The 16,895-nt window shown below is 66.1% G+C and carries 22 protein-coding genes; all 22 read left to right on the plus strand.

Annotated features, from left to right (window positions below; translation table 11 throughout):
• Positions 1-47: 47 nt before the first annotated feature.
• The 22 genes from JW897_RS00535 to JW897_RS00640 all read left to right on the plus strand — a co-directional run bounded on the left by JW897_RS00535 (position 48) and on the right by JW897_RS00640 (position 16,892).
• Positions 48-683: an SURF1 family protein gene (locus tag JW897_RS00535; protein WP_205464833.1), complete on the plus strand. Its 636-nt coding sequence runs from the start codon at positions 48-50 to the stop codon at positions 681-683.
• Positions 667-1,209 carry a hypothetical protein gene (locus JW897_RS00540; RefSeq protein ID WP_048412978.1) on the plus strand — a complete coding sequence of 181 codons (543 nt, stop codon included), beginning with the start codon at positions 667-669 and terminating at the stop codon, positions 1,207-1,209. The genes JW897_RS00535 and JW897_RS00540 overlap by 17 nt, the downstream gene beginning before the upstream one ends.
• Before the next feature lie 73 nt (positions 1,210-1,282).
• On the plus strand, positions 1,283-2,299 hold the full coding sequence (locus JW897_RS00545; RefSeq protein ID WP_205464834.1) for a COX15/CtaA family protein: 1,017 nt from the start codon (positions 1,283-1,285) through the stop codon (positions 2,297-2,299).
• A gap of 26 nt (positions 2,300-2,325) precedes the next feature.
• The gene (locus tag JW897_RS00550; RefSeq protein WP_019102802.1) at positions 2,326-3,225 is read left to right on the plus strand and encodes a heme o synthase; all 900 of its coding nucleotides are present in this window, start codon (positions 2,326-2,328) and stop codon (positions 3,223-3,225) included.
• Positions 3,225-3,812 (plus strand): SCO family protein, encoded by a 588-nt coding sequence (locus JW897_RS00555; RefSeq protein WP_048412980.1) that lies wholly within the window; start codon positions 3,225-3,227, stop codon positions 3,810-3,812. The genes JW897_RS00550 and JW897_RS00555 overlap by 1 nt, the downstream gene beginning before the upstream one ends.
• A gap of 93 nt (positions 3,813-3,905) precedes the next feature.
• Positions 3,906-4,622, plus strand: coding sequence for a flagellar brake protein (locus tag JW897_RS00560; protein ID WP_231589205.1), 717 nt, complete (start codon positions 3,906-3,908; stop codon positions 4,620-4,622).
• Between the two features lie 52 nt (positions 4,623-4,674).
• Complete coding sequence (hisG, locus tag JW897_RS00565; RefSeq protein ID WP_048412982.1) at positions 4,675-5,316, plus strand: ATP phosphoribosyltransferase; 642 nt, start codon at positions 4,675-4,677, stop codon at positions 5,314-5,316.
• A gap of 10 nt (positions 5,317-5,326) precedes the next feature.
• Positions 5,327-6,619, plus strand: coding sequence for a histidinol dehydrogenase (hisD, locus tag JW897_RS00570; RefSeq protein WP_205464835.1), 1,293 nt, complete (start codon positions 5,327-5,329; stop codon positions 6,617-6,619).
• Positions 6,620-6,676: 57 nt separating this feature from the next.
• Complete coding sequence (locus JW897_RS00575; RefSeq protein ID WP_053077231.1) at positions 6,677-7,666, plus strand: ABC transporter substrate-binding protein; 990 nt, start codon at positions 6,677-6,679, stop codon at positions 7,664-7,666.
• A gap of 99 nt (positions 7,667-7,765) precedes the next feature.
• Complete coding sequence (gene hisC / locus JW897_RS00580; protein ID WP_205464836.1) at positions 7,766-8,836, plus strand: histidinol-phosphate transaminase; 1,071 nt, start codon at positions 7,766-7,768, stop codon at positions 8,834-8,836.
• Positions 8,837-8,839: 3 nt separating this feature from the next.
• Entirely contained in the window at positions 8,840-9,433 is a 594-nt protein-coding gene (gene hisB / locus JW897_RS00585; protein WP_205464837.1) for an imidazoleglycerol-phosphate dehydratase HisB, read from the plus strand.
• Between the two features lie 105 nt (positions 9,434-9,538).
• The gene (gene hisH / locus JW897_RS00590) at positions 9,539-10,180 is read left to right on the plus strand and encodes an imidazole glycerol phosphate synthase subunit HisH (protein ID WP_205465197.1); all 642 of its coding nucleotides are present in this window, start codon (positions 9,539-9,541) and stop codon (positions 10,178-10,180) included.
• A 20-nt stretch (positions 10,181-10,200) separates the two neighbouring features.
• On the plus strand, positions 10,201-10,941 hold the full coding sequence (hisA, locus tag JW897_RS00595; protein ID WP_048412986.1) for a 1-(5-phosphoribosyl)-5-[(5-phosphoribosylamino)methylideneamino]imidazole-4-carboxamide isomerase: 741 nt from the start codon (positions 10,201-10,203) through the stop codon (positions 10,939-10,941).
• Between the two features lie 81 nt (positions 10,942-11,022).
• A complete protein-coding gene (gene hisF / locus JW897_RS00600; RefSeq protein WP_048412987.1) occupies positions 11,023-11,787 on the plus strand; it encodes an imidazole glycerol phosphate synthase subunit HisF in 765 nt (254 codons plus the stop codon).
• Positions 11,788-11,906: 119 nt separating this feature from the next.
• The gene (gene hisI, locus JW897_RS00605) at positions 11,907-12,299 is read left to right on the plus strand and encodes a phosphoribosyl-AMP cyclohydrolase (protein ID WP_048412988.1); all 393 of its coding nucleotides are present in this window, start codon (positions 11,907-11,909) and stop codon (positions 12,297-12,299) included.
• 124 nt (positions 12,300-12,423) lie between these two features.
• Positions 12,424-12,750 carry a phosphoribosyl-ATP diphosphatase gene (locus JW897_RS00610; RefSeq protein ID WP_043589545.1) on the plus strand — a complete coding sequence of 109 codons (327 nt, stop codon included), beginning with the start codon at positions 12,424-12,426 and terminating at the stop codon, positions 12,748-12,750.
• A 22-nt stretch (positions 12,751-12,772) separates the two neighbouring features.
• Positions 12,773-13,096 carry a histidine triad nucleotide-binding protein gene (locus JW897_RS00615; RefSeq protein ID WP_048412989.1) on the plus strand — a complete coding sequence of 108 codons (324 nt, stop codon included), beginning with the start codon at positions 12,773-12,775 and terminating at the stop codon, positions 13,094-13,096.
• A gap of 72 nt (positions 13,097-13,168) precedes the next feature.
• Entirely contained in the window at positions 13,169-13,378 is a 210-nt protein-coding gene (gene tatA, locus JW897_RS00620) for a Sec-independent protein translocase subunit TatA (RefSeq protein ID WP_043589548.1), read from the plus strand.
• A gap of 18 nt (positions 13,379-13,396) precedes the next feature.
• The gene (gene tatB, locus JW897_RS00625; RefSeq protein ID WP_205464838.1) at positions 13,397-13,897 is read left to right on the plus strand and encodes a Sec-independent protein translocase protein TatB; all 501 of its coding nucleotides are present in this window, start codon (positions 13,397-13,399) and stop codon (positions 13,895-13,897) included.
• 72 nt (positions 13,898-13,969) lie between these two features.
• Positions 13,970-14,710, plus strand: coding sequence for a twin-arginine translocase subunit TatC (gene tatC, locus JW897_RS00630; protein ID WP_048412991.1), 741 nt, complete (start codon positions 13,970-13,972; stop codon positions 14,708-14,710).
• Positions 14,707-15,060 (plus strand): DUF2069 domain-containing protein, encoded by a 354-nt coding sequence (locus tag JW897_RS00635; RefSeq protein WP_048412992.1) that lies wholly within the window; start codon positions 14,707-14,709, stop codon positions 15,058-15,060. The genes tatC and JW897_RS00635 overlap by 4 nt, the downstream gene beginning before the upstream one ends.
• Before the next feature lie 209 nt (positions 15,061-15,269).
• Positions 15,270-16,892, plus strand: a complete 1,623-nt coding sequence (locus tag JW897_RS00640; protein WP_048412993.1) for a methyl-accepting chemotaxis protein — start codon at positions 15,270-15,272, stop codon at positions 16,890-16,892.
• The last annotated feature ends 3 nt before the right edge of the window (positions 16,893-16,895 follow it).

Raw genomic sequence — 16,895 nt, forward strand, 5'->3', positions numbered from 1 at the left:
TTTTGAAGTCTAGCGGCAAACGGCTGGTTTGGCTGTGTTTATTGGTCATGGCGGTGCTGCCTTTCTTCCTGGCGGCCTGGCAGTGGCAGCGCGCGCAGGAAAAGGCCGAGCTGCTGCGTTCGTTGACCAGCGCCATCGGCGTGCCGCCGGTCAGCCTGGTTTACCGCGAGGCCCGTCCGCAGCCGGAGTTCAGCCGGGTGGCGCTGCCGGGCGCGCATCCGGCCGGGCCGACGCTGCAACTGGAAAACAGCTATCTGGGCGAGGTCAAGGGCCGACGCGTGCTGCAGCCCTGGCGGCTGGAGGACGGCGCGATGGCCCTGGTAGACCTGGGCTGGCTGGCCGACGGCGTGGCGGCGCCCGCCATCGACCCGAAAACGCTGAGCTTGCGCGGGCACTGGATGCCCTTGCCGCGCCACTTCGTGCTGCCCGGCGCGGTGGCCGGCGTCGAGGGCCGCGTCGACGCCATCGACATGGCCGCGCTGCGCCAGCGCTACCCCGGCCATTGGCATCAGGGCGTGGTGGTGCTGGAGCATTCGCCGGACCCGCTGCGGCATTGGCCGGTGCTGCCGGAATTCATGCCGGAACGCCATTACGCCTATGCGGCGCAATGGCTGTTGCTGGGACTGCTGCTGCTGTTGTCCTTGCATTCCTTGAGGAGGCGCTCCCATGAGCCGCGTCGATGAGCCGTCCCCGCAGGCGCCGTCCCCCGAGCCGTCGCGCCGCCGCGGCCGGCTCAAACTGCTGCTGATGGCGGCCATTTGTCTGGCGCCGGTGCTCGCCTCGTGGGCGACTTACCGGCTGATGCCGCCGCAGGGCGGCAAGAGCTACGGCCAACTGCTGCCGACGCGGCCGTTCGCGCTGATCGGCGCGCAGGGATGGCCGCGCGGCAAATGGGTGCTGGCGGCCAGGATAGAACCAGGCTGCCAGACGCGCTGCCAGCAGCGCTTTTTCGCGATGCGCCAGATTCAGCGCGCCCAGGGCGAGGCCGCCGGACGTTTGACCCGGCTGGGCTGGCAGGAGGGCGTCGCGCACGAGGAGGTGGACGCCACCCACATCCTGCAGTCCGCGCAGACGGACGTCGACGGCGGGGGTTACTACCTGGTGGACCCGCTGGGCAACCAGGTGCTGTTTTATCCGGACGCCGCCGACCCCAAGAAGGTGATCCAGGAAATCGGCCGCGTGCTGAAAACCAATAACGGCATCGGTTGAGATCATTGCGCCGCGGCCTCTCCAGGCCCGCGGCATCCGCAGTTTGTTGGCCGCTCGACAAGGGGAGCGCAGCATGAGGCGACTGATCTGGCTGGCATTCATCCTGGCATGCGTGGTCGTGCCTTTCGGCGCCTATGTGCGCCTGTCCGACGCCGGGCTCGGCTGTCCTGACTGGCCGGGCTGTTACGGCCAGATCTCCCCGCACCACGCGGCGGAGCGCATTCAGCAGCAATACGTCCAGAGTCCGGACGGGCCGGTCAGCCTGGGCAAGGCCTGGAAGGAAATGAGCCATCGCTACCTGGCCGGCGCGCTCGGCGCGCTGATCGTCGCCGTCGGCTGGCAGGCCTGGCGTCAGCGGCGGCATCGCCGCGCGGCCGGCGCGTTGCTGGCGGTGGCGGCGGCCCAGGGCCTGCTGGGCATGTGGACGGTGACCTTGCTGCTCAAGCCGGCCATCGTCACCCTGCATCTGCTGGGCGGCATGTCGGTGCTGCTGCTGCTGGCCTGGCTGGCGTGGTCGCCGCGGCTGCGGCCGGTGGAGGCGCCGGCGGCGCTGAACTGGCTGGCGCGCGGCCTGGTTCTGGCGGTGGCGCTGCAGGTGGCGCTGGGCGGCTGGGTGTCCACCAACTACGCCGCCCTGGCCTGTCAGGGCTTTCCCGCCTGCAATGGCGAGTGGTGGCCGCAGATGCGCTTCGAGCACGCCTTCCATCTGTTCAGAGAACTGGGCGAGGCGCCGGACGGCAGCCCGTTGGCGGTGGGCAATCTGGTGGCGGTGCATTGGCTGCACCGGCTGGGCGCCGCGCTGGTGACCGTCTTGTGCCTGGCGACGGCGCGCGCCGGCTGGCGACAGCCGGCGCTGCGCGGCCATCTGGCCTGTCTGCTGGCCTTGCTGGGTTGCCAGCTCGCCTTGGGCGTCGCCAACGTGTTGCTGGCGCTGCCTTTGCCGGCGGCGGTGTCTCACAACGCCGGCGCCGCCGGCCTGCTGCTGGCGTCCAGCTTGCTGGCGTTGCGCTTGCGCCCGGCGCGAGCCGTTCAAAAGCAGGCGGTCGGGCCGTTGCCCAGTCTTTCGAAAAATCATCGCGAATGGGTTTGAGCGCCGCATCCTGAGGGGGAAAAAACATGAACGCAGCGGAGCTTCAGCAGGCGCGCCAGCACGCGGTCGCCTTGATGCAACTGGCCAAGCCCCGGGTGGTGGGGCTGATCGTGTTCTGCGCGGTGATAGGCATGTTCCTGGCGGGGCCGGGCTGGCCGGACCCGGCGCGCTTGTTGCCGGCCACCGCCGGCATCGCGCTGGTGGCCGGCGCGGCGGCGATGATCAACTGTCTGGTGGAGCGCACGGTGGACGCCAATATGCGCCGCACCGCCTGGCGCGCCACCGCGCGCGGCGAGGCCGGCGCGGCCGAGACCCTGATCATCGCGCTGACCGCCGGCGGCATCGGCATGGCCTTGCTGGCCGGCTTGGTCAACGCGCTGACCGCCTGGCTGACGCTGGCCACCTTCGTCGGTTACGCCATCGTCTACACCTTGCTGCTCAAGCCCAACACGCCGCAGAACATCGTGATCGGCGGCGCCAGCGGCGCGATGCCGCCGGTGCTGGGCTGGGCGGCGATGACCGGCGAGGTGCACGCCTTCGCGCTGGTGCTGTTCCTGATCATCTACGCCTGGACGCCGCCGCATTTCTGGGCGCTGGCGCTGTACCGCCGCGACGATTACGCCCGCGCCGGGCTGCCCATGCTGCCGGTCACCCACGGCCAGCGTTTCACCACCTTGTCCATCTTGCTGTACTCGCTGCTGTTGTCGGCCATCACTCTGCTGCCGGTGGCGATGGGAGCGGCCGGCTGGCTCTATCTGCTGGCGGCGCTGGCGCTGGACGCTCGGCTGCTCTTCCTTGCCGTGCGCCTGCATCGCCAGTATGCTGACGCTCTGGCCCGCCGCGCCTTTGCCTGGTCGATCTGGTATCTGACCTGGCTGTTCGCGGCCCTGCTGATAGACCACTACTGGCTGATACCTGTTTCCTGATGCGCAAATTGATAAAACTCGCCGGCTGGCTGTTGCTGCCGCTGTGGCTGGCCGCGTGCTCGCCGAATGAACCCAAGCTGGATTTGAAAGGCACCGACGTCGCCGGCGCGTCGATAGGCGGCGATTTCACGCTGACCGACCATCAAGGCCAGCGCCGCAGCCTGTCCCAATACCAGGGCAAGGTGGTGGCGCTGTTCTTCGGCTACACCCATTGTCCGGACGTTTGCCCGACCACCATGCTGGAATACGCGGCCGCGGTGAAGCAGCTGGGCGACAAGGCCGACCAGGTGCAGGTGCTGTTCGTCAGCATCGATCCCGAGCGCGACACGCCGCAGGTGCTGGCCGGCTACGTGCCGCACTTCAACCGCGGCTTCATCGGCCTGACCGGCACCGCCGGCGAGGTCGAACAGATCAAGAACCAGTACAAGATCGTCGCCCAGCGCGTGAGCCAGCCGGGCGGCGGCTATAGCGTGGACCACAGCGCCGGCTCCTATCTGTTGGATAAACAGGGCCGTTTGCGGGTGTTTGAAGCCTATGGGACGCCGTCGGCGAGCTTGGCTCATGATATTGGACAGTTGTTACGCTAAACTTGGCGTATCGGAAACTGACGCAGACATGAAAGTCGGATCAAAGTGAGCAACGACCATAACGCTGGCGCAACATCCGGCTCGCAGCCATCGTTGGATCTCGCCAAATACACGCTGTCCACGTCGGTGGAGATCGCCCATCACCTGGCCGGCATCGCCAAGAACGGCCACATGGTGACGGTGTTTTCCAACAAGGGGAAAACCTTCATCCTGACCCGCTTCCTGGAAGTGGACCACAAGGCGGGCACGCTGGTGTTCGACTGGGGCGCGGATCCGGAGACCAATGAGCATCTGCTGGCCAGCGAGCGCAATGTCTTCGTCTGCTCGCCGGAAGGCGTCAAGACCCAGTTCGTCACCGGCCAGGTGCGGCGCGTAGACTGGGAGGGTCAGCCGGCCTTCCAGGCCGACCTGCCGGAGCAGGTGATCAAGCTGCAGCGCCGCGAATTCTTCCGCATCCAGACCCCGGTGGCCAGCCCGGTGATGTGCCATGTGGCCGACTATCCGCACAAGCCCATCGATCTGCCCCTGTTCGACGTCAGCCTGGGCGGCGTCAGCATGTGGCTGCCGCAGCCGGGCACGCCGGGCTTCGACATCGGCCAGCAATACCAGCGCTGCACGCTGGACCTGAAGCCGCTGGGCGCGCTGCATATCGGGCTGGAAGTCCGCCACCGGCTGGCCGCCAAACTGCGCAACGGCAACGAGGCCGTGCGCATAGGCTGCTCCTATCTGGGGCTGACGCCGGCGATGGAGACGCTGATCCAGCGCTACGTCGGCCTGCTGGAGCGCGAACGCCGCGCGCTGGTGGGCTGAGCCCGCGCCTTCCGTTTTAACTTCGATTTCGTCATTCTTGCCGCAAGACACCATGAAGCTGACTATTGCCCTGTCCAAAGGGCGCATCTTTGAAGAAACCCTGCCTTTGCTGGCCGCCGCCGGCATTTTGCCGGCGGAGGATCCGGAAGCCTCGCGCAAACTGATCATCGGCACCAATCATCCGGGCGTGCGGCTGGTGATCGTGCGCGCGTCCGACGTGCCGACCTATGTCCAGTACGGCGCCGCCGATCTGGGCATCGCCGGCCGCGACGTGCTGATCGAGCACGGCGGCGCCGGCCTGTATCAGCCGCTGGATCTGAATATCGCCAAGTGCAATATGATGGTGGCGGTGCAGAACGGCTTCGACTACGAGGCCGCGGTGCGCCGCGGCGCGCGCTTGAAGATCGCCACCAAGTATCCGCAGATCGCGCGCGAGCATTTCGCCCGCAAAGGCGTGCACGTGGACATCATCAAGCTCTACGGCTCGATGGAGCTGGCGCCGCTGGTCGGCCTGGCCGACGCCATCGTCGATCTGGTGTCCACCGGCGGCACGCTGCGCGCCAACGATCTGATCGCGGTCGAGCACATCGTCGACATCAGTTCGCGGCTGGTGGTCAACCAGGCCGCGCTCAAGCTCAAACACGACGTGATCCAGCCGGTGCTGGACGCATTCGCCGGCGCCGTGCCGGCCTGAGGTCCGCTCCATGCTGAAACTGTCTTCCTCCCAAGCCGATTTCACCGAACGCCTGCAGGCGTTGCTGGCGTTTGAAACCGCGCAGGATCCGGCCGTCGACGCCGCCGTCGCCGCCATCTGCGATGAGGTCAAGGCGCGCGGCGACGCCGCGGTGATCGAGTACACCAACCGCTTCGACCGCATGAGCGCGGCCTCGATGGCCGATCTGACGCTGTCGCGCGAGCAACTGGAAGCCGCCTTCCATCGGCTGAGCGATCCGGTGCGCCACGCGCTCAGCACCGCCGCGGAGCGGGTGCGCCGCTATCACGAGAAGCAGCTGGCGCACTCCTGGAGCTATCAGGACGAGGACGGCACCTTGCTGGGCCAGCAGGTGACGCCGCTGGACCGCGTCGGCATCTACGTGCCGGGCGGCAAGGCCGCCTATCCCAGCTCGGTGCTGATGAACGCGATGCCGGCCAAGGTGGCCGGCGTAGGCGAAATCATCATGGTGGTGCCGACGCCGGACGGCGAGCGCAACGATCTGGTGCTGGCCGCCGCCTATATCGCCGGCGTCGACAAGGTGTTCACCTGTGGCGGCGCGCAGGCGGTGGCGGCGCTGGCCTACGGCACCGAGACCGTGCCCCAGGTCGACAAGATCACCGGCCCCGGCAACGCCTACGTCGCCGCGGCCAAGCGCCGCGTGTTCGGCGTGGTGGGCATAGACATGGTGGCCGGCCCGTCCGAGATCCTGGTGATCTGCGACGGCGACACCCCGCCGGACTGGGTGGCGATGGACTTGTTCAGTCAGGCCGAGCACGACGAGATCGCCCAGGCCATCCTGCTGTGCCCGTCGGCGGACTACATCGCCCAGGTCGAGGCCAGCGTCGCCAGGCTGCTGCCGCAGATGCCGCGCCGCGCCATCATCGAGGCCAGCCTCGGCAATCGCGGCGCGCTGATCCAGGTCGGCGACCTGGCGCAAGCCTGCGAGATCGCCAACTACATCGCGCCCGAGCACCTGGAGCTGTCGGTGGCCAATCCGGACGAGCTGTTGCCGCTGATTCGCCACGCCGGGGCCATCTTCATGGGCCGCTTCACCTCGGAAAGCCTGGGCGATTATTGCGCCGGCCCCAATCACGTGCTGCCCACCAGCCGCACCGCGCGTTTCGCCAGCCCGCTGGGAGTCTACGACTTCCAGAAGCGCAGCAGCCTGATCCGGGTGTCCCAGGCCGGCGCGCAGACGCTGGGCCAGGTCGCCAGCCTGCTGGCTCACGGCGAAGGCCTGAGCGCGCACGCGCGCGCCGCGGAGCTGAGGCTGGACGTCTAGCGCCCGAAGCAAAACGCCGCGCCATCGCTTAATCTGGATAAGTAACCGGAGAAGGCGATGGCTGGGCTGCAACGCATCATGGCCGGACTCTGTCTGGCCTTTTTCCTGTCCGCAGCGGCCTGGGCGCAGCCGCGGGTGCTGGTGGTGGAGAGCTATCACAGCGACTACCCCTGGGATCAGGACTACCGCCGCGCCTTGCAGGAGCGGCTGGGCAAGCGCGTGCAGCTGAGCCATTACGCGATGGACACCAAGCGTCTGCCGCCGGCCCAGCATCAGGCGCGCGCCGACGAGGCGCTGGCGCTGGCGGCGAAAATAAAGCCGGACCTTGTCATCGTCGGCGACGACGCCGCCTTGCAGAGAGTGGGCAGCAAGCTGGCGCAGCAGGGCGTGCCGGTGATCTATCTGGGCATCAACAACAATCCGCGCAACTACTTCCCGGGCGCGGTGACGGGGGTCAGCGGCGTGTTGGAGCGGCCCTTGATCCTGCGCAGCGTCTTCGAATTGGGCAAGACCGTCCAAGGGATGCGCAACGCGCTGGTGTTGTTCGACGACGACCTCACCTCGCGCATCATCCGCGACGAAACCTTCGGCGGCCGCGACGCCATGTTGCTGTCCAATATACACGTCGACCTGGCGCTGACCGGCTCCTACGCCGAGTGGCAGCGGCGGGTGCTGGGCGCCGCCGGTCGTTACCAGGCGATCTGGGTGGGCCTCTACTTCACCCTGCGCGACGCCGGCGGCAAGGTGGTGCCCGGCGACGAAGCGCTGCGCTGGACCGCCGCCCACGCCAAGCTGCCGCTGTTCGCGTTCTGGGACTTCTCCGTCGGCAAGGACAAGGCCGCCGGCGGCCTGGTGCTGTCCGGCTACGAGCAGGGCCGCGAGGCGGCCAAGCTGGCCGAACAGGTGCTGTTCCGCGGCCAGCCGGTGGCCAGCCTGTTCCCGGTGACGCCGTCGGAAGGCCGCTATGTTTTCAGCCGCGAAGGGTTGGCGCGCGACGGCGTGGAGCTGCCGCCACGGCTGCGGGAACGGGCGAACTGGGTCGAGTAGCTGAAAGCGAATGAACACGCTACTATAGCTTTTCGCCGTTTCCGATAACACGGCTCCGTCCGCGGGGCTTTTGTTGGCCGCGAGGCCGATTGCGAAGTCATGAAAAAGTCCGTCCGACAGCTGGTGCGCGATGAGATCGCCGCCATCAGCGCCTACCCGGTAGCCTCCGCCGACGGCTACATCAAGCTGGACGCCATGGAGAACCCGTGGCCCTTGCCGGCCGACTTGCGCCAGGAACTGGCGCGGACCTTGGCCGACGTCGCCGTCAACCGCTATCCGGACCCGTCCGGCGGCACGTTGAAAGCCCAGCTGAAGCAGGCGTTCTCGATACCCGAGCCGGCCGAAGTGCTGCTGGGCAACGGCTCCGACGAGCTGATCACCCTGGTGGCGCAGGCGCTGGCCCGCCCCGGCGCCAAACTGCTGGCGCTGGAGCCGTCCTTCGTGATGTACAAGATGAACGCGCTGTTCTCCGGCCTCGACTACGTCGGCGTGCCGCTGCGTTCCGATTTCAGCCTGGATCTGCCGGCGACGCTGGCGGCCATCGCCGAACATCAGCCGGCGGTGGTGTTCGTGTCCTACCCCAATAACCCGACCGGCCCGCGTTTCGCCCGCGCCGAGGTGGAGGCGATCTGCGAGGCCGCGCCCGGCCTGGTGGTGGTCGACGAGGCCTATCAGGCCTTCGCCAGCGACAGCTTCATGAATCTGGCCGGCCTGCGCGACAATCTGATCGTGATGCGCACGCTGTCCAAGCTGGGCCTGGCCGGCATCCGCCTGGGCTACGCCGCCGGCCCCGCCGCCTGGATCCGCGAACTGGACAAGGTGCGGCCGCCGTACAACATCAATGTGCTGACCCAGGCCGCCGCGCGCTTCTCGCTGCGCCATATCGAGGTGTTCAACCGTCAGGCGGCGGAGCTGTGCGAGGAGCGTGGCCGGCTGGCCGCCGGGCTGGCGCGCCACGCCGCCATCGAAGCCTTCCCGTCGGAAGCCAATTTCATCACCATCCGGGTGCCGGACGCGCCGGCGCTGTACCAGCATTTCAAGGCCAGCGGCATCCTGATCAAGCAATTGCACGGCAGCCATCCGCTGCTGGAGCGCTGCCTGCGCCTGACCGTGGGCGCGCCGCAGGAAAACGACGCCATGCTGGCGGCCCTGGACGCTTACTTCGCCTGAGCCATGAGAACCGCAACCGTTACCCGCAATACCCTGGAAACCCAGATCACCGTCAGTCTGAACCTGGACGGCTCCGGCGTCGGCCGCTTTGAAACCGGCGTGCCCTTTCTCGACCACATGATGGACCAGATCGCCCGTCACGGCCTGATCGATCTGGACGTGGTCGCCCACGGCGACCTGCACATCGACGCCCACCACACGGTGGAGGACATCGGCATCACCCTGGGCCAGGCCTTCGCCAAGGCGATAGGCGACAAGAAGGGCATTCGCCGCTACGGCCACGCCTACGTGCCGTTGGACGAGGCCTTGAGCCGGGTGGTGATCGACCTGTCCGGCCGCCCCGGCCTGTCGTACAACGTTGAGTACACCCGCGCCAGCATCGGCCAGTTCGACGTCGACCTGTTTTCCGAGTTTTTCCACGGCTTCGTCAACCACGGCATGGTCACGCTGCACATAGACAATCTGCGCGGCGTCAACAGCCACCATCAGGCCGAGACCATCTTCAAGGCTTTCGGCCGCGCTTTGCGCATGGCCTGTGAGGCGGATGAGCGCATGGCCGGACAGACGCCGTCCACCAAGGGCACGCTGAGCGTATGATCCGGCCGGTCCCCGCAGCGCGGGCGGCCGCGGCGGTTTTTTTCAGGACTCCGGCGGCACTCGGCTGGAGTGCTGCCACCCCCGAAGCGAGTTTGTAGGATGGCGATGAAAGTTGCAGTAGTGGATTACGGCATGGGCAATCTGCATTCGGTGCTCAAGTCGGCGCAGGCGGTCAACGACATTGGCGCGGATATCTTTCTCACCAGCGAGCCGGAGGCCGTGCTCAAGGCGGACAAGGTGATCTTCCCCGGACAGGGCGCGATGCCGGACTGCATGCGCGAACTGAATCAGCACGGTTTGGCCGAGGCGATAAGGGAAAGCACCAAGAGCAAGCCGTTTTTTGGCATCTGCGTCGGCGCGCAGCTATTGTTCGAGGAAAGCGAAGAGGGGCCGACCCAAGGCCTGGGCCTGTTTCCCGGCAAGGTGGCGCGTTTTGCCGCCGGGCTTCGCGACGCCGGAGGCGAGCGGCTGAAAGTGCCGCACATGGGATGGAACCAGGTGTTCCAAACGCAGGTCCATCCCTTGTTCGCCGGCATCGCCGACGGCGAACGTTTCTATTTTGTGCATAGTTACCACTTTGCGCCGGCCGATGCGGGCCTGACGCTGGCGGAAAGTGAATATCCAGAGCGGTTTTCCTGTATTGTCGGTCGTGAGAACATCTTCGCAAGCCAGTTCCACACCGAAAAGAGCCACCGGGCCGGCCTTCAGATGATGAAGAACTTCCTGGCCTGGGACGGCAGTGTTTAACTCACGTTTGATTTAGCACCATGCTGCTGATACCCGCGATAGACCTGAAAGACGGTCAATGCGTACGCCTGAAACAGGGCGTGATGGACGATGCCACCGTTTTCTCCGACGACCCCGTGCAAGTCGCCGCCCATTGGCGCGATCAGGGCGCCCGGCGCCTGCATCTGGTCGACCTCAACGGCGCCTTCGCCGGCAAGCCCAAGAATCTGGCGGTGATCCGCGACATTCTGGGCGAAGTCGGCGATGACATGCCGGTGCAACTGGGCGGCGGCATCCGCGACCTGGACACCATAGAGAAGTACCTGGACATGGGCTTGTCCTACGTGATCATCGGCACCGCCGCGGTCAAGACTCCGGGTTTCCTGCACGACGCCTGCGACGCCTTCCCCGGCCAGGTCATCGTCGGCCTGGACGCCAAGGACGGCATGGTGGCGATTGACGGCTGGGCCAAGATCACCAATCACAAGGTGATCGATCTGGCCAAGCGCTTCCAGGACTACGGCGTCAATTCGGTGATCTACACCGACATCGGCCGCGACGGCATGATGAACGGCGTCAACATCGACGCCACCGTCAAGCTGGCGCAGGCGCTGACCATCCCGGTGATCGCCTCCGGCGGCCTGAGCAATCTCGACGACATCCGCGCGTTGTGCGCGGTGGAGGACGAGGGCGTCGAAGGCGCGATCACCGGCCGCGCGATCTACGAGGGCGGCATCGATTTCGCCGCCGCGCAGACCCTGGCCGACGAATTGTCGGCATAAGCCGACGCCGTTTCCAGAATCACCAAGCCATGCCGGCCCGGGCGCATTGTCCGGGCCGGTCGGCCGTTTGCCGGACTCCTTATGCTTGCCAAACGCATCATCCCCTGTCTGGACGTGACCGCCGGTCGCGTCGTCAAAGGCGTCAACTTCCTGGGTCTGCGCGACGCCGGCGACCCGGTGGAAATCGCCCGCCGCTACAACGAGCAGGGCGCGGACGAACTGACCTTTCTGGACATCACCGCCAGCTCGGACCAGCGCGACATCATCCTGCACGTGATCGAATCGGTGGCGGAGCAGGTGTTCATTCCGCTGACCGTGGGCGGCGGCGTGCGGGAGGTGGCGGACATCCGCCGCCTGCTTAGCGCCGGCGCGGACAAGGTCAGCATCAACACCGCGGCGGTGACCCGGCCGCAGCTGGTAGGCGAGGCGGCCGACCGCTTCGGCAGCCAGTGCGTGGTGGTGGCGGTGGACGCCAAGGCGGTGACGCCGGAGAACGACCGTTGGGAAGTGTTCACCCACGGCGGCCGCACGCGCACCGGCATCGACGCGGTGGCGTGGGCGCGCCAGATGCAGCAGCTGGGGGCCGGCGAAATCCTGCTGACCAGCATGGACCGCGACGGCACCAAGATAGGTTTCAATCTGGAACTGACGCGCGCGGTGTCGGAGGCGGTGGACATCCCGGTGATCGCCTCCGGCGGCGTCGGCACGCTGCAGCACCTGGTGGACGGCGTCAAGCTGGGCAAGGCCGACGCGGTGCTGGCCGCCAGCATTTTCCACTTCGGCGAGCATACGGTGGCGGAGGCCAAGCGGGCGATGCGGGATGCCGGCATCGAAGTGCGTCTGTGAACGGACGCGCGCTGATCAACATTCTTGCCGGCGTCTTAATTTGAGGCGAAGCGGGCGCCGAGCTGAATCATTTGCCGCGCCGCCACTCATAGCCAAGGCGCGCGGCGCAAAGGTGAGCGATGAATTGGTTGGATGAAGTCAAATGGGACGACAAGGGCCTGGTGGCCGCCGTCGCCCAGGACGCCGCCAGCGGCCGGGTGCTGATGGTGGCGTGGATGAACCGCGACAGCCTGGCCCTGACCGCCGAAACCGGCGTCGCCCATTACTGGAGCCGCTCGCGCGGCAAATTGTGGAAGAAGGGCGAGGATTCCGGCCATCTGCAAACCGTCAAGGAACTGAGGCTGGACTGCGACGGCGACGTGGTGGTGATGCAGATCGAGCAGGCCGGCGGCATCGCCTGCCACACCGGCCGCGAGAGCTGCTTCTACCGTCGTTTCGATCCGGCGCGGCAAGACTGGGAAGTGGTGGACGCGGTATTGAAGGACCCGGACGCGATCTACCGCAAGGATTGACTTGCGCGCGGTCAACGCCGCGCGCCGGCTGGCCGTTAGAATGGCAGCCGGCAAGGCGATTGTTATCGTTTTGCCATCGGAACGACATATACTTGCCGGGGTTGCGGCGTAAAGGAATAGCGACATGAGCCAGGATGTGCTGAAAACCATCGCGGACACGCTGGAAGCGCGGCGCGAAGCCAGTTCCCAGTCTTCCTATGTGGCGTCCCTGTTTCACAAGGGCGAGGACGCCATTTTGAAGAAAGTGGCGGAGGAGGCGGCGGAGACGCTGATGGCCTCCAAGGACAAGGACAAGCTGCACTTGGTGCGCGAAGTGGCGGATCTGTGGTTCCACAGCATGGTGTTGCTGACCTATCATGGCCTGCGGCCCGAGGACGTGCTGATGGAGTTGAAGCGGCGCGAGGGTATTTCCGGCCTGGATGAAAAGGCTTCCCGCGCCCCCACCCCTTAAGAGTTAGCGAGAGCGGACAATAATGACAGACTGCATCTTCTGCAAAATCGTGGCCGGACAGATTCCGGCCAATAAAATCTACGAAGACGACGATGTGCTGGCCTTCCACGACATCCGTCCGATCGCTCCGGTGCATTTCATGCTGATTCCCAAGCTGCACGTGGATTCGCTGGCCCATTGCGGCCCCGAGCACGAGGCGGTGCTGGGCAAGATGCTGACCCTGGCGCCCAAGCTGGCGCGCGAACAGGGCCTGGAGGGCGGTTTCAAGACCGGCATCAACACCGGCCGCGGCGGCGGGCAGGAAGTGTTCCACCTGCATGTGCATGTGTTCGGCCACAAAAACTGATTGGCCTATCCGGCCAGGGCGGACGGCCGGGCGGCCTCCGCGGACTAATTCGATTTGATAAGGAAGTGAATCATGGGTTCTTTCAGCATTTGGCACTGGCTGGTGGTATTGCTAATCGTGGTGCTGGTGTTCGGCACCAAGAAACTGCGCAATATCGGCGAGGATCTGGGCGGCGCGGTCAAAGGCTTCAAGGAAGGCATGAACGGCGAGAACGACAAGGCCGCCAAGGACAAGCCGGCTGAAACCGGCCGCATCATCGACGGCGACGCCGACAAGAAATAAGGCGCGGACGGTTCAAGCGTGTTTGAAATCAGCTTTGGCGAAATCCTGTTGATCGGCGTGGTGGCCCTGGTGGTGCTGGGGCCGGAGCGCCTGCCTACGGTGGCGCGCACCCTGGGCGCGCTGGTGGGGCGGGCCCAGCGCTTCGTGGCCACGGTGAAGGCCGACATCCAGCAACAGGCCAACCTGACCGGCCTGAACGAATTGCGGCAGGACATCGAGGACGCGGCGCAGTCGTTCAAAGGCCAGCTCGACTCCGAAGTGCGCGGCGTGCGCGAGGCGATGGAGCAGAACGGCGCCGAACTGCGCGCGCTGGCGGACGAGGCGCGCGCGCCGGTGGGCGAGGCGGTCAACGCCATCCACGGCGGCCTGCAGCCGGATCTGCTGGACCCGCTTCCGGCCGACGTCGAGGCGCAGGCCGAGGCGGCGCCGGTCAAGGACGAGAACCAGCTGGATCTGTTCGACGACCTGCTGCCGGCGAAGCCGGCTCCCCAGCCTGCGGATCCGCCATCGCTGCGCTGAGGTCGGTCGCACCCGGCCGGGCGGGACTGGCGCCCGCTTCGGCCGTTCCTGAATCCATTGGAAATCCCGCGCATGAATGAACAACCCTTGCTCGCGCATCTGATCGAGCTGCGCACCCGCCTGGTGCGGGCGCTGCTCGGCGTCGCGCTGGTGTTTCTCGGCCTGTTCCATTGGTCCGGGGATATCTACCACCTGCTGGCCAAGCCCCTGCTGGACGCGCTGCCGGCGGGAGCGAACATGATAGCCACCGATGTCACCGCGCCCTTCTTCGTGCCGGTCAAGGTGACCATGCTGGTGGCTTTCCTGATCTCGCTGCCCAACACCCTGTACCAGATCTGGGCCTTTGTCGCGCCCGGACTCTATCACCATGAGAAGCGGCTGGTGCTGCCGCTGGTCGTGTCCAGCCTGCTGCTCTTCCTCATCGGCATGGCTTTCGCCTATTTCCTGGTGTTCCCGGTGGTGTTCGGCTTCCTGTCGGCGGTGACGCCGGCCGGGGTCAGCATGATGACCGACATCGACAAATACCTGTCCTTCGTGCTCGGCATGTTCGTGGCCTTCGGCGTCACTTTCGAAGTGCCGGTGGTGGTGATCCTGCTGGTGCGCATGGGCGTGGTGTCGGTGGAAAAACTGCGCCAGGGCCGGCCTTACGTGATTGTCGGCGCCTTCGTGGTGGCCGCCATCGTCACGCCGCCGGACGTGCTGTCGCAAACCCTGCTGGCGGTGCCGCTGTGGCTGCTGTACGAAGCGGGCATCCTAATGGCGGTGTTCCTGGGCCGCAAGAAGGCGCGCCCTTTGCTGGAGGACGGTTCATGAATCGAAACGCCTGGTATTACGGCGCGTCGGCGTCGCTGATCGCGCTGATCCTGCTGTGCCTGGCCTGGGAGCTGTGGCTGGCGCCGCTGCGTCCGGGCGGCTCGCTGCTGGCGCTCAAGGCGGCGGTGCTGCTGCTGCCGCTGCGCGGCATTCTGAGCCAGCGTCTGTACACCTACCAATGGGCCAGCATGTTCATCCTGGCCTACTTCACCGAGGGCGTGATGCGCGGTTGGGCCGATCGCGGTCTGTCGCAGCAACTTGCATGGGGCGAAATCTTCTTAAGCGGACTATTCTTCGTCTGTGTATTGGGCTTTGCCAGAACCTTCAAGTTGTCGCGTCAGCCGCAGTAGACCCCGCGCGCAGCGTAAAGGAAGCCGTCAGCTCATGCTGACGGCTTTTTTTGCGTCCGCCGCGCATGCGGTGAGCAGACTGTGAAACTTGCCGGAGTCATGCGGAGAACGCCGCAAACGGCTTGGTTTACAATCGCGGCGAAACCGCGACTTGATCGGCGGGAATCCAAAAAAATACGGTTTGGTTGGGGAGTGTGTAAATGCGGAATATGACGATTGCGGCCCGGATCACTCTGGGTTTCGCCTTGCTGTTGGTGGCGCTGGCGGTGACCAGCTTGCTGGCGTTCATGGGGCTGGGCAGCATTTCCAGCCGGGTGGAGGATGTCAGCACGCACGAGTTGGCCTTTTACCGGGACGTGGTGGAGTTGCAGCAGCATATGGGCAATCTGCGGCGTTTCGAGAAGGACTATTTCATCAATCTGGGCGACGCGGCCAAGCGCGCCGAGTACGGCGGGAAATGGAGCAAGACCTTGGACGGCGCGCACGCGGCGATCAAGAACGCCGGCACCCACCCGCTGAACGGCGACGCCGCCCAGCAGCTGACCGCGCTGGACGGCCTGCTCAACAGCTACGCCGACGGTTTCAAAGCGGTGGGCGCCAAGGTGGACAAGCAGGAGCTTGCCAGCACCAGCGACGCCAACAAGGCGTTTGGCCAGTACAAGGGCAGCATCCACCAGATGGAAGAGGTCTCGGCCAAACTGGCCAAGGGCGGTTCCGACGCGGTGGCGCGCTTGCGCAGCCAGATCGACGCCTCGGCGGACGCGGTGCGCAGCCAGTTGCTGGCCACGGTGGTGATAGGCCTGCTGGCCAGCCTGGTGGTGTCCTGGTACATCATCCGCTCCATCCGCGTGCCCTTGCTGCAGATGCGGGACTCCGCGCAGCAACTGGCGCAAACCTGCGACCTGAACCTGGAGCTGCCGGACTTCGGCCGCAACGAGCTGGGCAGCGTAGGCGAATCGCTGGCCTCGCTGGTGGGCACCGTGCGCCGGCTGGTGCAGGAGGCCCAGGGCCACGCCACCCAGCTGGCCAGCGCCTCCGGCCAGATGGCGGATGTCAGCTCCCAGGTGTCCGGCGCCGCGGCCAATCAGGCGGAGTCCGCCGCCAGCGGCGCGGCGGCGATCGAGCAGATGTCGGTCAGCATCAATCTGGTGGCGGACAACACCCGCGACGTGGAAGGCCAGGCGCGCCAGACCATGGCGCAGGCGGATCGCGGCAACGGCCTGGCGGAAAAAGCCGCCAGCGAGATCCAGCTGATCGCCAGCGGCATTACCGAAACCTCCACGGTGATGGGGCAGCTCAATCAGCGTTCCAGCGACATCGGCGACATCGTGAGGGTGATCCGCGACATCGCCGAGCAGACCAATCTGTTGGCGCTGAACGCGGCGATCGAGGCGGCGCGCGCCGGCGAGATGGGCCGCGGCTTCGCGGTGGTGGCGGACGAGGTGCGCAAATTGGCCGAACGCACCAGCCAGGCCACCACCGAGATTTCCACCCATATCGAAGGCGTGCAGACCGATACCCAGCGCGCCTACCAAAGCATGCAGCAGGCCAACGCCCGCATCGAGAGCGGGGTCAGCAGCACCTCCAGCGTGGCCGAGTCGCTGCGCGAGATTCATCAGCTGTCGCAGCACTCGGTGGAGCGCATCACCGACATCGCCAACGCGATCAAGGAGCAGAGCCACGCCAGCCTGCTGGTGGCGGGCAATGTCGAGCAGATGGCGCAGATGAACGAGAGCACCGCCAAGGCCTCCGGCCAGGCCAGCCAGCTGTCGCAGGCATTGCAGCAGCTGTCGGTGGATCTGGACGCCAACCTCAGGCGCTTCCGCACCTGAGAA

The organism is Chromobacterium alkanivorans (genome assembly GCF_016937655.1).
Lineage (GTDB): Bacteria > Pseudomonadota > Gammaproteobacteria > Burkholderiales > Chromobacteriaceae > Chromobacterium > Chromobacterium alkanivorans.